Below are 13847 nucleotides of genomic sequence, written 5' to 3'. Positions count from 1 at the left end.
GGCGCCCGCCGCTCAGACGCCCAGCAGGTCGGCCAGGACGGCGCCGTCCTCGTAGCCGAGCGTCATGCCGGCGAGCTGGTCGCGGGAGAAGAACCGCACCGCCTGCCCCTCGGTCAGCACGATCGTCGCCGGGTCGACGTCCACGACCGCCCGGTAGGTGTGCTCGTAGCCGTAGGAGCGCTGCTGCGAGCCGACGTGGTGCAGCTGCGCGGGGTCGAGCACCAGGCCCATCTCCTCCTCCAGCTCCCGGACGGCGCACGCGACGGGTGACTCCCCGGGCTCGAGGTGCCCGCCGGGCAGGCACCACGTGCCCGGGTACGGGATCGCCGGGTCGTCGTCCCGCAGTTGGAGCAGCACGTCGCCGGCCGCGTCCTGCAGCACCACCTGGACGCCGGCGGCACTCACGCCGTCGTCCCGTGGGAGACCAGGGACAGGGCGCACGCGGTCGTCGCCGGCGCGAGACCGGCGAGCACCCACGCGACGACCCCGGCGCCCTCGACGACCGCGCCGAGCAGCGGGGACGCCGGCAGCGGCCCGGCCGGGACGACCCGGGTCGCGCCGCGGCCGCCGGGCACCTGGCGGACGTACCCGGCGATGACGGCGGGGAGGACCGGGACGGCACGTGCGGGACCTTGCACGACCGGGAGTAGATACCGCAGACTCGTGCACGCTCAAGCAGAGATCGGCATCGGAGGTGCAGGGATGCGCGTGTTCGCCCGCGAGCGTCAGGCCCGGATCCTGGCGGAGCTGCAGCAGCACGGCCGGGTGGAGGTCAGCGCCCTGGCCGCCCTGCTGGAGGTGTCCGAGGACAGCGTGCGGCGGGACCTGCGGGCACTGTCGGTGCTCGGCCACCTGCAGAAGACCCACGGCGGCGCGGTGCTGCTGGACCCCGCACGGATGGACTGGGCCGACCGCGCCGACGTCGCCGCGGCGGCCAAGGACGCGATCGCCGACGCGGTGGCCGGTGCGGACCTCGTCCGGCCCGGCAACACGGTGCTCCTGGACGCCGGCTCGACGGTGCTGGCGCTGGCCCGCGCCCTGGAGGTGCGCCCGCTGTCGGTGGTCACCAACTCACCGGACATCGCGCGGGTGTTCGAGGCCGACCCCGAGGTGGAGCTGACCGTGGCCGGCGGCCGGTGGGACCGCCGGTCGCGGCACTTCACCGGCTCGGCCACCGTCGCCGCGCTCGCCCGGCACCGCGCCGACTGGGCGTTCCTGGGCGCGTGCGCGCTGGACCCGGACGCCGGCGCCACCTCGGTCAGCGCCGAGGACGCCGACGTGAAGACCGCGATGGTGCGCGCCGCCCGGCGGACCGCGGTGCTGGCCGACAGCAGCAAGCACGACAGCGTGGCCCCGCACCTGGTGCTGCCGCCGTCCGGGATCGACCTGCTCGTCACCGAGGACGGCCCGGCCGTGGCGCGCTGGCGCGACCAGGCCGTGCAGGTCCTGGTCGCGCCGCCCGCCGAGCAGGACGACGCGACCGCCGCCTCCTGACGCCTGGTCAGGAGTCGGTCGCGGCCGCCGTGTCCCGCTGCGCCCGCACCGACCCCAACCGGACCTCGAGCGAGGTGGTCATCGCGGTCCACGAGTCGCTGCCGAGCACGAGGCGCAGCGGCGCGGGCTGCTGGTCGACGCTGCCGATCATCGCCTCGGCCATCCGGCCCGGGTCGCCGATGACGCCGGGCGGCCCGCCGTCCCGGAACGCCCGCACGGCCGCGGCCGGCGAGACGTCGTAGGCGTCGAGGGGGTCGGCGGAGCGCAGGCCGCCGTGGCCGAAGTCGGTGCGCGCGCCGCCGGGCTCGACGATGGTGACGCCGATGCCGAAGGGCGCCACCTCGGGGGCGAGGGCCTCGCAGAACCCCTCGATGCCCCACTTGGAGGCGTTGTAGAGCGAGGACCCCGGCCACGCGGCCTGACCGGCCGAGGACGACAGCTGGAGCACGCGCCCCCCGCCGGCGGCGCGCAGGTGCGGCAGCGCGGCGCGGATGAGCTGGATGGAGCCGAGCAGGTTGGTGTCGAGCTGGTGGCGCACCTGGGCGTCGGTGAGCTCCTCCGCGGCGCCGAACAGCCCATAGCCGGCGTTGCTCACGACGACGTCGAGTCGGCCGAGGTGTGCCTGCGCGGCGTCCACCACCGGTCGGATGCGGTCGGTCTCGGTGAGGTCGAGGTGGTGGACGGCGAAGGTGTCGGGGTGCGCGTCGACGAGGTCGGCGACGGCGTCGGGACGCCGCACCGTGCCGGCGACGCGGTCGCCGCGGGCGAGCAGCCGTTCGGCGAGCTGGCGGCCGAAGCCGCTGCTCACCCCGGTGATGAGCCAGGTCGTTGTCATGACCCGAGCGTCGGGGTGCTGCGTGGCCGCAGCCAGGCCCCCGGCGAGAGGGGTGCCGTCAGGGCCAGGCACGTGGGCGCACCGGCGACCTACGGTCAGGTCGTGACGGCGAACCTGATCGGCGAGTACCTCCGCGCCCGGCGCGAGCAGGTGCGACCGGAGGACGTGGGGATCGCCGTCACCAACCACCGCCGCGTCCCGGGCCTGCGTCGGGACGAGGTGGCGATGCTCGCCGGGGTGAGCACCGAGTACTACACGCGACTAGAGCAGGGCCGCGACCGGCACCCGTCGGCGCAGGTGCTGGACGCGGTGGCGCGGGCACTGGGCCTCGACGGTGCGTCGACCGCCCACCTGCACGACCTCGCCGACCCGGCACCCCGCCGGCGGCGTGCGCAGCGCCGCGCCGAACGGGTGCGGCCCAGTGTCAGCCAACTGGTCGAGTCCTGGGCCCACACGCCCGCGTTCGTACAGGGCAGGCACCTCGACGTGCTGGCGGCCAACCGGCTGGCGGTGGCCCTGTCCCCGCTGTTCGCCCCGGGCACCAACCTGCTGCGCACGGTGCTCCTGGAGCCGGGCGCACTCACCTCGCCGGCCGAGGTGGAGGCCGTCGCCGCCGACCTGGTCGCCGTCCTCCGCAACGCGGCCGGGCCGGACGTCGACGACCCGCGGCTGGCGGAGCTGGTGGGTGAGCTGTCGGTGCGGAGCGACCTCTTCCGGCGGCTGTGGGCGCGGCACGACGTGCGCCGCCACCCCGGCGGAGGTGTGTACCGGGTGCAGCACCCGCAGGTCGGCGAGCTGGAGCTGCGCTACGACAAGTTCGCGGTCGCGGACGCCGACGACCAGGTGCTGGTGGTCTACCAGGCAGAGCCGGGTTCCCGCTCGGCCGAGTCACTGGCCCTGCTCTCCACGATCACCGGGTCAGCTCCGCCGGCGCAGCAGTGGAGGCTCGCCCCCCAGCACTCGCCCGACGGCACCGGGGTGACGACCACGGACGAACGGGCGTCCCGGCGGAGCTGAGCCGCGTCCGGCCCGCACCCGACCACGCGCCCGCGTCACGGGCGCGACCGCAGACAGGCAGGCGTCACGGACACGACCGCAGACAGGCAGGCGTCCGGGCGTGGCTGAGCCGCGTCCGGACGCCGGTGGTGGAGCAGGTCAGAGCAGCGGACCGATCAGGATCTCGGTCTCGTCAGGTCTCCAGGTACGCCAACGGCCGCCCGGATCTCGTTCGACCCGGAACCCGTGGTGGACCTTGGTGTGGTGGCGTTCGCACAGGAGTGCGGAGTTCCCGAGGCTCGTCTCCCCGCCGTGCACCCAGTGGACGAGATGGTGGACGTCGCACCAGTGGCTCGGGGCCTCGCAGCCGACGAAGACGCAGCTCCCGTCCCGCCGTTCCACCGCTCGACGCAAGCCCGGGGTGACCACCCGGTGGTCGCGGCCCAGGTCGAGCGGGACACCGTCGGGCTCCATCACGATGCGGGAGATGCTGCCGTCGCAGGCCAGGTAGCGGGCGCGGGCCGCGGAGATGGTCGCCCCGAAGCCCGTGCGGGCAGCGCCCAGGGCAGGAGCAGGGTCGACCAGGTCGTCGAGGTCGACGTTCACCACCACGTGCGGCTTGACGGTGCGCAGCATCGGCAGGTCACCGGAGGCGAGCTGGTTGTCGCACAGCTGCACCAGCGCATCGGCGTTCTGCTGCGCTCGCGTGCGCTCGTCACCCCTCGGGCGGGCGGCCTGCACAATCGACTCGAGCGCCGCCTGCACTTTCTCCCCACCAATGGCGTCAAGGTCGAAGCGCCCGGTCACGCTGCCGTCGGCGTGCTTGGCGATCAACAGCCGCCGCCCCTCGGTCGGGTCAGGCTCGGTGCCGTCGGGGTCGAGCGCGGCAGCGAACAGCTCGACCGCCGTCTTCAGCACGTCGTGCGAGGCGGCCGCGGCGATCGTCGCCCAGTCGCGGTCGAAGGCAGCGAGGTCGACGTCCTGCTCCTGGGCGCGGGCGACCTCCCCCGGCCCGACCTCCACCGCCACGACGTCGATCTGCGCCGCAGTCACGTCCCCGTCGGCGAACCCGGCCGCCAGGGCCGGGAAGTGCTCCAGCGCGCGACCCGCCCGTACGGTCTTCGAGGCCTCGTTCGGCGCCAGCCGCGTGTGCCCGATCAGCCACGACCGCATGCTCTTCAGCCCGTCGTGCTCGGCAGCCCGGGTGGTCTCCGCGTGCCGCACCGTGCGGGTCAGCTCGGCGGCGATCCGGTTGCCGACCTGCACCAGCAACGCCGTCCGGTCCAGCACCTGACCGTCGGTCAGGTCGTGGAGGTCGTCGGCCGCAAGGGCGTCGAGAGCTGACCGCAACTCGCTCACGACACCTCCCAGCCGTTCGATCAGGTGTTCGAAGTCTACCGCCGATCAGCGTCCCTCACAACGCAAAAGCGCAGCTCAGTGGCTTGTCCACAGATGCGTACGAGCTCTTGACAAGGACGGTCAGGACCTGCCGCACGCCGATCCGCAGCCGACGTTCCGTGACGCCGACATCCCGACCCCTCGTCATCCCGACGCCGCGCCGTCCCGACATCCCGATATCCCGACTCCGCGCCGTCCCGCCGTCCCCTCGTCCCCTCGTCCCGTCACCCGCCGTCTTCCCGTCGTCCGCAACCGTTTCGGCACGCAACCCGGCGGGCACGTCGACCCCGCCCTCAGCAGACGGGGTCGGCACGGCAGCGAAGGCTGGGCATGGACCGGATCGCGGACATCTGGGGCACCCGCACCCCCCACGCCATCGACACCCCGTGGCCGGTGCGGATCGACACCCACCTCGACCCCGCACTGGGAGCCGGCGACGTCGACCGCTGGGTCCAGGCCGGCTGCGTGCTGTGCAGCAACGGCTGCGCGGTCGACATCGCGGTCAAGGACGGCGAGATGGTCGGCGTCCGCGGCCGCGGCGTCGACCTGGTCAACCACGGCCGGCTCGGACCCAAGGGCCTGTACGGCAGCTGGAACTGGAGCAGGTCCGGCGACCGGCTCACCCGGCCGCTGGTCCGCGAGGGCGGTCAGCTGGTCGAGACCGACTGGGACACCGCGATGGGCCGCGTCGTGGAGAACTCCCAGCGACTGCTCGAGGAGAAGGGGCCGCTGTCGCACGGCTTCTACACGACCGGGCAGCTGTTCCTCGAGGAGTACTACGCCCTCGCCGTCCTCGGGAAGGCCGGCGTCGGCACCCCGCACATGGACGGCAACACCCGGCTGTGCACCGCCACCGCGGGCGCGGCGCTGAAGGAGACCTTCGGCAGCGACGGCCAGCCCGGCAGCTACGCCGACATCGAGTCGGCGCAGGCGATCTTCCTGTACGGCCACAACATGGCCGAGACGCAGACGGTGCTGTGGATGCGGGTGCTCGACCGGCTGCACGGCCCGGACCGCCCGGCGATCGTCTGCATGGACCCGCGGCTCACCCCGGTGGCCCGCGAGGCCGACGTCCACCTGGCCGTGCGGCCGGGCACCAACCAGGCGGCGATGAACGCGCTCATCCGCGAGGTCATCCACCGCGGCTGGGTCGACGAGGAGTACGTCGCCGCGCACACGATCATGTTCGACGAGCTGGCGCAGATCGTGGAGCCGTACACCCCGCAGCACGCCGGCGAGATCTGCGACGTCGACCCGGCCGACCTGGAGCGGGCGGCCGAGGTGTTCGGCACCACCGACCGCGTGCTGTCGACGGTGCTGCAGGGCTTCTACCAGTCCAACCAGGCCACCGCGGCCTCCTGCCAGGTCAACAACCTGCACCTGCTGCGCGGCATGCTCGGCCGCCCCGGCGCGGGCATCCTGCAGATGAACGGCCAGCCCACCGCGCAGAACACCCGCGAGACCGGCGCGGACGGCGACATGTCCGGCTTCCGCAACTGGGGCAACCCGGCGCACATCGAGCAGCTGGCGGAGCTGTGGAACGTCGAGCCCGAGGTGATCCCGCACTGGGCGCCGCCGACGCACGCCTCGCAGCTCTTCCGCTACGTCGAGGAGGGCTCGATCGAGTTCTTCTGGATCTCCGGCACCAACCCGGTGGTGTCGATGCCGGACTCCGGCCGCATCCGCCGCGCCCTGGCCGGTGAGCAGACGTTCGTCGTCGTCCAGGACGTGTTCCTCACCGAGACCGCCCGGCTCGCGGACGTCGTCCTGCCTGCGGCCGGGTGGGGTGAGAAGACCGGCACGATGACCAACGTCAACCGCACGGTGCACCTCTGCGACAAGGCGGTCGAGCCGCCGGGTGAGGCCAAGCCTGACCTCGACATCTTCCTGGACTACGCGCGCCGGATGGGCTTCACCGACCGGGACGGCGCTCCGCTGCTGACCTGGACGAGCCCGGAGGAGGTGTTCGAGGCCTGGAAGGAGTGCACCCGCGGCCGGCCGTGCGACTACACCGGGCTCAGCTACGACCGACTGCGCGGTGGCAGCGGCATCCCGTGGCCGGTGAACGACGAGCACCCCGACGGCACGCAGCGGCTCTACGAGGACGGCGTCTTCCCCACCGAGACCGACTACGCGGAGACCTACGGGCAGGACCTGCTCACCGGGGCCTCGGTGAGCGAGCAGGAGCACCGGGCGATGAACCCGGCGGGACGGGCGATGCTCAAGGGCGCGCCGTACGTGCCGGCGCACGAGGAGCCGGACGACGAGTACCCGCTGCGGCTGACCACCGGCCGCACGGTCTACCACTTCCACACCCGCACGAAGACCGCCCGGGCTGAGCAGCTGCGCAAGGCGGCGCCGGAGGCGTGGGTGGAGCTGTCGGTGGCCGACGCCGGCGACCTGGGCATCGCCGAGGGCGACCTGGTGCGGGTGGAGTCCCGGCGCGGGGCGATCGAGGTGCCGGCCCGGATCGGGCAGGGCCGCACCGGCGTCGTCTTCGTGCCCTTCCACTTCGGCTACTGGGACGAGGACCGGTCCGGACCCGACGGCCGGGCGAGAGCGGCGAACGAGCTGACCCTCACCTCCTGGGACCCGGTGTCCCGGCAACCGCAGGTGAAGAACGCCTCGGTGCGGGTCACCCGGGTGTCCGCGGGCACCGGCCCCTCCCCCGCCCCGACGACGACGGCGTCCGCCCCGGCACCGGGCATCGAGGTGCCGGCCACGGTGGGCGGCCCCGAGGCCGGCGTCGACGAGCAGGTCGACGCCCACGAGCCGCCGACGCTGGGTGGGGAGTGACCGTGCAGCTCGCCACCTACCTCGGCCTGCTGTCCCGCAGCGAGGAGACCCTCGGCGCCGCGTTCGACACGATCGGGCAGGGCCACTCCCGGGACGCCGGCATCTACTTCATCTGCCGGCTGCTCAGCGGCCAGTGCGCCGAGCACGTCGCCGACCTGGCGCCGGTGTGCGACCGGTACGGCCCCGGCGGGGACCCGGAGCGGCTGCACGTCCCCGGCGTCCCGGAGGCACGGGACGGCGAACTGGGGCTGCTGCGCGACCTGCAGGAGCTGCACACGCTGGCCACGTTCGTCGGCTCGACCTGGCTGGTGGTCAGCCAGACCGCCCAGGGCCTGCGGGACGACGAGCTGCTGGCGCTGGCGAAACGCTGCTCGGCGCAGACCACCGGGCAGGTGACGTGGGCGCAGAGCCAGCTGAAGAGCATCGCCCCGCAGGCGCTGATCATCGGGTCGGCGCCGCAGGCGTCGGTCACCGGATGACCCGGCCGGGAGGCTCGCGGGCGGCGGGGCTGCACGCGTTCGTCGGGTGCGCGCTGGCGATGGTCGCCGCCGGCGCCGTCGCGCTGCTGACCGGACAGGCGTGGCTGTTCCCGAGCCTGGGCCCCACCGCGGTGCTGCAGACCGAGCAGCCGACGTCGCCGTCCTCCAGCCCGCGCAACACCGTGATCGGGCACGCCGTGGCGCTGGCCGCGGGGTACCTGTCGCTGGTCGTCTTCCGTCTCACCGGTGCGGGGACGGTGCTGGCCGAGGGCGTCACCTGGCCGCGCATCGGTGCCGCGGCGCTGTCGCTGGCGCTGACCGCGGGCCTGCTGGTGCTCCTCGACCGGCCGCACCCGCCGGCCGGGGCGACGACGCTGATCGTCAGCCTGGGACTGCTGACCGCGCCGTCGGCCCTGGTGGTGGCGCTGGCCTCGGTGGCCCTGGTGACCGCGGTGGTGTGGCTGTACAACCGTGCCACCGGCGCACGGATGCCGGTCTGGTCAGCCGACGGGTGACCTCGACAGGGAGCGGCTGGTCGGGGCCCTGCGACCGTCGTCCCACTCCTTCACCCCCGGTCGGCGTCCGGAGCTGAGGCCACCAACTGCGCCAGGCGCCCGTCGGCCGCCATGCGGGCCAGCCAGGCGACCGCGCCGGCGTGGTCGACGAACTCCCCGTCGTCCTGGGCGGCGACGGCAGCACGCATGACCACGCCGAACTGGCGCCCCGGCGTGAGCCGGAGGGCGACGAGGTCGCGCCCGCGCAGCAGCGGGCGCCCCGCGCGCTGGTGCACCTCCGACGAGGCGGCCACCTCCAACCAGGACGTCGTCGGGTTCGGCCCCGAGCCGGCGCCGCGGCCGGCGTGGTCCGCGCCGCAGACCAGCGACCACTCGGTGATCGAGGCCGGCTCCAGCCGGCGGGCGAGCCGGTGGACGGCGGCGGCGCTGGGCCGGCCGCCGGTGGTGATCGCCGTCATGTGCTCGCGCACGATCGGGGCGATCCGCGCGATCACGGCGGCCGGCGCCCCGATCGAGGTGAGCAGTTCCTCGACCAGCGGGACGCCGCCCTCGGCGTGACCGTGGGAGGTGATCCGCCCGTCGGCCCGGTGCTGCGTGTACCGGGCCTTGCCCAGGTCGTGCAGGAGCGCCCCGAGGACGACGACGGTGCGGTCGTCGCCGGTCAGCCCGGCCTCGTCGGCGAGCGCGGCCGCAGCGTCCGCCGCCAGCCGGGAGTGCGTGAGCGCGTCGCCCTCGGGGTGCCAGCGCGGGTCCTGCCGCACCCCGGACAGCCGGGCCAGCTGCGGCACCGTCGCGAGCCAGCCCGAGTCGACCAGGACCGCGACGGCCGCGCTGAGGTGCCGCCCCTTCTCCGCGACCTTGCGCCACTCCCCCCACACCCGCTCGGTGGGCAGCCCCGCGTACGCGGGCAGCAGGTCGCGGCACAGCTGCGCGGTCTCCGGGGCCAGCCGGAAGCCGAAGCGGGCGGCGAACTGGACGCCGCGCAGCACCCGCAGCGGGTCCTCGCCGAAGGCGGGCCCGGTGTGCCGCAGGACGCCGGCGCGCAGGTCGGCCAGCCCGCCGACGGCGTCGACGACCTCCTCGGTCACCGGGTCGAACATCAACGCGTTGACCGTGTAGTCACGACGACGGGCAGCCTCGCGCAGCGGGGTCGTGGGGTCCTCTCGCGGCACGGAGACGTCGAGGTCCTCGCCGTCCCGGCGCACCTTGAGCACCTTGAGCACCGAGAACGAGCGGCCCACCTCGTCGACCCGCCCGACCGTCTTCAGCGCCGCGGCCACCTGGTCGAGGCCGAGGCCGAACACCTCGACGTCGACGTCCGCGGGTCGGCGCCCCGGGGTCAGCAGCGCGTCCCGCACGCACCCGCCGACGAGGAACGGCCGGCCACCCGCCGACCGGACGGCCTCGAGGACGGCGGTGACCCCGCTGCCGAGCTGCAGCAGCCCGGGCGCGGGCTGCCGCACGTCGTCGTCCACGCCGTCAGTATCTGCTGGCCCTCGGCGCCGCCGCGGTGACAACCTGGCGCCCATGACCGCCGATGCCCTGCGCAGTCCCGTGCCGGTGGTGCGCGGCGACACCAGCCTGCCGGCCGGCTACCGCCACCCGCACGCCTCCGAGGAGGCCCGGCGGATCGCCGAGCAGGGCACGATCCTGCGCGTCCAGGTCGGGTCCGGGGTGCACGGGACGTCGATCAGCGGCCAGGACGACCGGGACGAGATGGGCATCTGCCTCGAGCCGCCGCAGTACGTCACCGGCGTGGCCCGGGTGCCGGCCGGTACCGGTGCGGAGTCGCACCTGGTCGAGTTCGAGCAGTACCAGCGGCACACGGTGTGGGACCGACCCGGCGGGCTGGCGAACCGGTCGGGCGCCGGCGACCTGGACGTCGTCATCTACTCCGCACGCAAGTGGGCGAAGCTCGCGCTGGCCGGCAACCCGACCGTCCTGCTGCTGCTGTTCGTGCCCGACGCCGAGGTGGTGCACCGTGACGAGGCGGGCGCGGAGCTGGTGGAGAACGCCCACCGGTTCGTCTCGCAGCTGTCCGCCGGCCGGTTCCTCGGCTACCTGTCCGCCCAGCGTGCGGCGATGACCGGGGAGTCGGGCGCGCACACCAACCGGCCGGAGCTGGTGGCCGTGCACGGCTACGACACCAAGTACGCCATGCACGCGCTGCGCCTGGGCTTCCAGGGCGTCGAGCTGCTGACGACGGGTCGGATCACCCTGCCGGTGCCGGAGCCCGAGCGCGCGTACCTCCGCGCCGTGCGCCGTGGCGAGGTGCCGTTCGACGAGGTGGTCGCCGCCATCGACGACGCCGAGCAGCGGCTGATCGCCCTGCGCACGAGCTCATCGATCGCTGCGGAGCCGGACCGCGCCTGGGTCGATGACTGGCTGCACCGCTCCTACCTCCGGCACTGGTCGCGGAGCTGACCGACCGGACGCCGGGACGACGCGCAGCACGGCACCAGCTCACCGCGTCACCCGGCTGACGGCGTCGCCGACGAGCTCCTCGTGGGCCACCGCGGCCCCGCAGGTGAGCGCGGCAGACCGGTGCAGGGTGAGACGTTCCTTGATCGGTTCAAGGAAGTGGGACACAGTTCGCCCCACATGGCCCTTCGCGAGAACCTCGAACGGGACCTCCGGGCCGCTGGCCTCAGGGTCACCCAGCCCCGCCTCGCCGTCCTGGACGCCGTCCACACCCATCCGCACCTGGACACCGAGGCGCTCATCGCCGCCGCGCGCACCCGCCTGGACGCGGTGTCCCACCAGGCCGTCTACGACGTGCTGCGGGTGCTCACCGACACCGGTCTGCTGCGGCGCATCCAGCCGCAGGGCTCGGTCGCCCGGTACGAGGCCCGGGTCGGCGACAACCACCACCACCTGGTCTGCCGGTCGTGCGGCGTCATCACCGACGTCGACTGCGCGACCGGCGAGGCGCCGTGCCTGGCGCCGTCCGGCGACTCCCCGTCGGGCTTCGTCGTCGACGAGGCCGAGGTCATCTACTGGGGCCGGTGCCTCTCCTGCGCCACCGCACCGGCCGCCCCCTCCCCCGCCCCTCCCGCAGAGAAGAGCGCTCCGTGACCGAGTACGACAAGTCCCAGGTCGACGTCGACGACTACGACAAGACCGAGGTCGCCAAGGCCGAGTCGGCGAGCACCAGCGAGAGCGAGAACCCGGCCATCAAGGCGCCGGAGCAGGTGACCAGCGGTCGCCCCCGCAGCACCCGCGACTGGTGGCCCAACCAGGTCGACGTCCAGGTGCTGAACAAGACGTCTGCCGACTCCGACCCGCTGGGCGGCGACTTCGACTACAAGACGGCCGTGGCCGCGCTGGACGTCGAGACGGTCAAGCGCGACGTGGTCGAGGTCATGCGGACGTCGCAGGACTGGTGGCCGGCGGACTGGGGCCACTACGGCCCGCTGTTCATCCGGATGTCCTGGCACGCCGCGGGCACGTACCGCATCGCCGACGGTCGTGGTGGCGGTGGCGAGGGCGGGCAGCGCTTCGCCCCGCTGAACAGCTGGCCGGACAACGCCAACCTGGACAAGGCGCGGCGCCTGCTGCTGCCGATCAAGCAGAAGTACGGCCGCTCGCTGTCCTGGGCCGATCTGCTGGTGCTCGCCGGCAACGTCGCGCACGACGACATGGGCCTGAAGACCTTCGGCTTCGCGTTCGGCCGGGCCGACAACTGGCAGCCCGGTGAGGTCTTCTGGGGCCCCGAGGACACCTGGCTCGGCGACGAACGCTACGCCGACGAGGCCCCGCTCAACCTGGAGGACGGCCACCTCGCCGCCGTCACCATGGGCCTGATCTACGTCAACCCCGAGGGCCCGCAGGGCAAGCCCGACCCGCTGGGCTCCGCCCACGACATCCGCGTCACGTTCAGCCGGATGGGCATGAACGACGAGGAGACCGTCGCGCTGATCGCCGGCGGCCACACCTTCGGCAAGACGCACGGTGCGGGCAACCCGGAGCTGATCGGCCCGGAGCCCGAGGGCTGCCCGGTGCACGGCAACGGCCTGGGCTGGATCAGCCAGCACGGCACCGGCAAGGGCGCCGACACCATCACGAGTGGTCTCGAAGGTGCGTGGACCCCGACGCCGACGCAGTGGGACAACACGTACTTCGAGATGCTGTTCAGCTACGAGTGGGAGCTCACCGAGAGCCCGGCCGGCGCCAAGCAGTGGAAGCCGAAGAACCCCGAGGCGCAGGCGCTCGTCCCGGACGCGCACATCGAGGGCAAGATGAACGCCCCGATGATGGCGACCACCGACGTCGCCCTGATGGCGGACCCGGGCTTCAAGGAGATCTCCGAGCGGTTCTACAACGACCCGGAGTACTTCGCCGACGCCTACGCCCGCGCCTGGTTCAAGCTGCTGCACCGCGACATGGGCCCGAAGAGCCGCTACGTCGGCCCGGACGTCCCGGCCGAGGAGCTCATCTGGCAGGACCCGGTGCCGGCCGTCGACCACGAGCTCGTGGGCGAGGCGGAGATCGCCGACCTCAAGGCGCGTCTGCTGGCCTCGGGGCTGACCGTGTCGCAGCTGGTGCACACCAGCTGGTCGGCGGCGGCGTCGTACCGCGGCACCGACAAGCGCGGTGGCGCCAACGGCGCGCGCCTGCGCCTGGAGCCCCAGATCAACTGGGCCGCCAACCAGGGCGTCGCCGACGTGCTGCCGGTGCTGGCGCAGGTCAAGAGCGACTTCGAGTCGCAGACCGGCAAGCGGGTCTCGCTGGCCGACCTGATCGTGCTCGGTGGCACCGCGGCGGTGGAGAAGGCCGCGGCCGACGCCGGCGTGCAGCTCACCGTGCCGTTCCACGCGGGTCGCACGGACGCCAGCCAGGAGCAGACGGACGTCGACAACTTCCGCTGGCTCGAGCCGAAGGCCGACGGCTTCCGCAGTTACCTCAAGCCGGGCGCCAAGCTCCAGCCGGAGACGCTGCTCATCGACCGCGCGTACATGCTCGAGCTGACCGCGCGCGAGATGGTGGTGCTGATCGGTGGCCTGCGGGTGCTCGGGGCCAACACCGCCGGCGTGCAGCACGGCGTGTTCACCGACCGGCCGGGCGTCCTGTCGCAGGACTTCTTCCGCAACCTGCTGGACCTGGGCATCCAGTGGCGCACCTCGGTGTCGGACGAGGACGTCTACGAGGGCCTCGACGCCGACGGCACCGTCATCCGGACGGCGACCGCGAACGACCTGGTGCTCAACTCCAACTCCATCCTGCGCGGCATCGTCGAGGTCTACTCCAGCGACGACATGCAGGAGAAGTTCGCCCAGGACTTCGCCGCCGCCTGGGTGAAGGTCATGGAGCTGGACCGCTTCGACCTGCGCTGAC

13 protein-coding genes are annotated in these 13847 nt (G+C 73.5%); 8 read left to right on the top strand and 5 right to left on the bottom strand.

The window, feature by feature from the left end:
- Nucleotides 1-12 precede the first annotated feature (12 nt).
- Nucleotides 13-405, bottom strand: a complete 393-nt coding sequence (locus O2W14_RS16985) for an NUDIX hydrolase (RefSeq protein WP_269177294.1) — start codon at nt 403-405, stop codon at nt 13-15.
- Nucleotides 402-638 (bottom strand): hypothetical protein, encoded by a 237-nt coding sequence (locus O2W14_RS16980; RefSeq protein WP_269177293.1) that lies wholly within the window; start codon nt 636-638, stop codon nt 402-404. The genes O2W14_RS16985 and O2W14_RS16980 overlap by 4 nt, the downstream gene beginning before the upstream one ends.
- Nucleotides 639-702: 64 nt before the next feature.
- Here O2W14_RS16980 and O2W14_RS16975 point away from each other — a divergent pair, with 64 nt between their 5' ends.
- Nucleotides 703-1494, top strand: coding sequence for a DeoR/GlpR family DNA-binding transcription regulator (locus tag O2W14_RS16975; protein WP_269177292.1), 792 nt, complete (start codon nt 703-705; stop codon nt 1492-1494).
- A gap of 7 nt (nt 1495-1501) precedes the next feature.
- Here O2W14_RS16975 and O2W14_RS16970 read toward each other — a convergent pair whose 3' ends face one another.
- Entirely contained in the window at nt 1502-2329 is an 828-nt protein-coding gene (locus O2W14_RS16970) for an SDR family oxidoreductase (RefSeq protein WP_269177291.1), read from the bottom strand.
- A gap of 102 nt (nt 2330-2431) precedes the next feature.
- Between O2W14_RS16970 and O2W14_RS16965 the strand changes: the two genes are divergently transcribed.
- A complete protein-coding gene (locus tag O2W14_RS16965; RefSeq protein ID WP_269177290.1) occupies nt 2432-3346 on the top strand; it encodes a helix-turn-helix domain-containing protein in 915 nt (304 codons plus the stop codon).
- 138 nt (nt 3347-3484) lie between these two features.
- On the opposite strand, the gene O2W14_RS16960 is transcribed toward O2W14_RS16965, so the two are convergent.
- Entirely contained in the window at nt 3485-4684 is a 1200-nt protein-coding gene (locus O2W14_RS16960; RefSeq protein WP_269177289.1) for an HNH endonuclease signature motif containing protein, read from the bottom strand.
- Nucleotides 4685-5053: 369 nt separating this feature from the next.
- Here O2W14_RS16960 and O2W14_RS16955 point away from each other — a divergent pair, with 369 nt between their 5' ends.
- The 3 genes from O2W14_RS16955 to O2W14_RS16945 are packed head-to-tail and all read left to right on the top strand — an operon-like array spanning nt 5054 to nt 8513.
- Nucleotides 5054-7519: a molybdopterin oxidoreductase family protein gene (locus O2W14_RS16955; RefSeq protein ID WP_269177288.1), complete on the top strand. Its 2466-nt coding sequence runs from the start codon at nt 5054-5056 to the stop codon at nt 7517-7519.
- A 2-nt stretch (nt 7520-7521) separates the two neighbouring features.
- Nucleotides 7522-7998, top strand: coding sequence for a hypothetical protein (locus tag O2W14_RS16950; protein ID WP_269177287.1), 477 nt, complete (start codon nt 7522-7524; stop codon nt 7996-7998).
- Nucleotides 7995-8513 (top strand): HPP family protein, encoded by a 519-nt coding sequence (locus tag O2W14_RS16945; protein WP_269177286.1) that lies wholly within the window; start codon nt 7995-7997, stop codon nt 8511-8513. The genes O2W14_RS16950 and O2W14_RS16945 overlap by 4 nt, the downstream gene beginning before the upstream one ends.
- Before the next feature lie 50 nt (nt 8514-8563).
- On the opposite strand, the gene O2W14_RS16940 is transcribed toward O2W14_RS16945, so the two are convergent.
- Entirely contained in the window at nt 8564-9988 is a 1425-nt protein-coding gene (locus O2W14_RS16940) for a CCA tRNA nucleotidyltransferase (RefSeq protein ID WP_269177285.1), read from the bottom strand.
- 52 nt (nt 9989-10040) lie between these two features.
- On the opposite strand from O2W14_RS16940, the gene O2W14_RS16935 reads away from it, so the two are divergent.
- From O2W14_RS16935 to katG, 3 genes are all read left to right on the top strand, one after another.
- Complete coding sequence (locus O2W14_RS16935) at nt 10041-10937, top strand: nucleotidyltransferase domain-containing protein (protein WP_269177284.1); 897 nt, start codon at nt 10041-10043, stop codon at nt 10935-10937.
- A 177-nt stretch (nt 10938-11114) separates the two neighbouring features.
- The gene (locus O2W14_RS16930) at nt 11115-11588 is read left to right on the top strand and encodes a Fur family transcriptional regulator (RefSeq protein WP_269177283.1); all 474 of its coding nucleotides are present in this window, start codon (nt 11115-11117) and stop codon (nt 11586-11588) included.
- Nucleotides 11585-13846 carry a catalase/peroxidase HPI gene (katG, locus tag O2W14_RS16925; RefSeq protein WP_269177282.1) on the top strand — a complete coding sequence of 754 codons (2262 nt, stop codon included), beginning with the start codon at nt 11585-11587 and terminating at the stop codon, nt 13844-13846. Before O2W14_RS16930 ends, katG begins: the two co-directional genes overlap by 4 nt.
- The last annotated feature ends 1 nt before the right edge of the window (nt 13847 follow it).

This window comes from Modestobacter sp. VKM Ac-2986, assembly GCF_026967795.1.
Classification (GTDB): Bacteria; Actinomycetota; Actinomycetes; order Mycobacteriales; family Geodermatophilaceae; genus Modestobacter.
The sequence above is the reverse complement of the archived record's forward strand: the minus strand, read 5'-3'. Positions and strand labels throughout refer to the sequence as shown.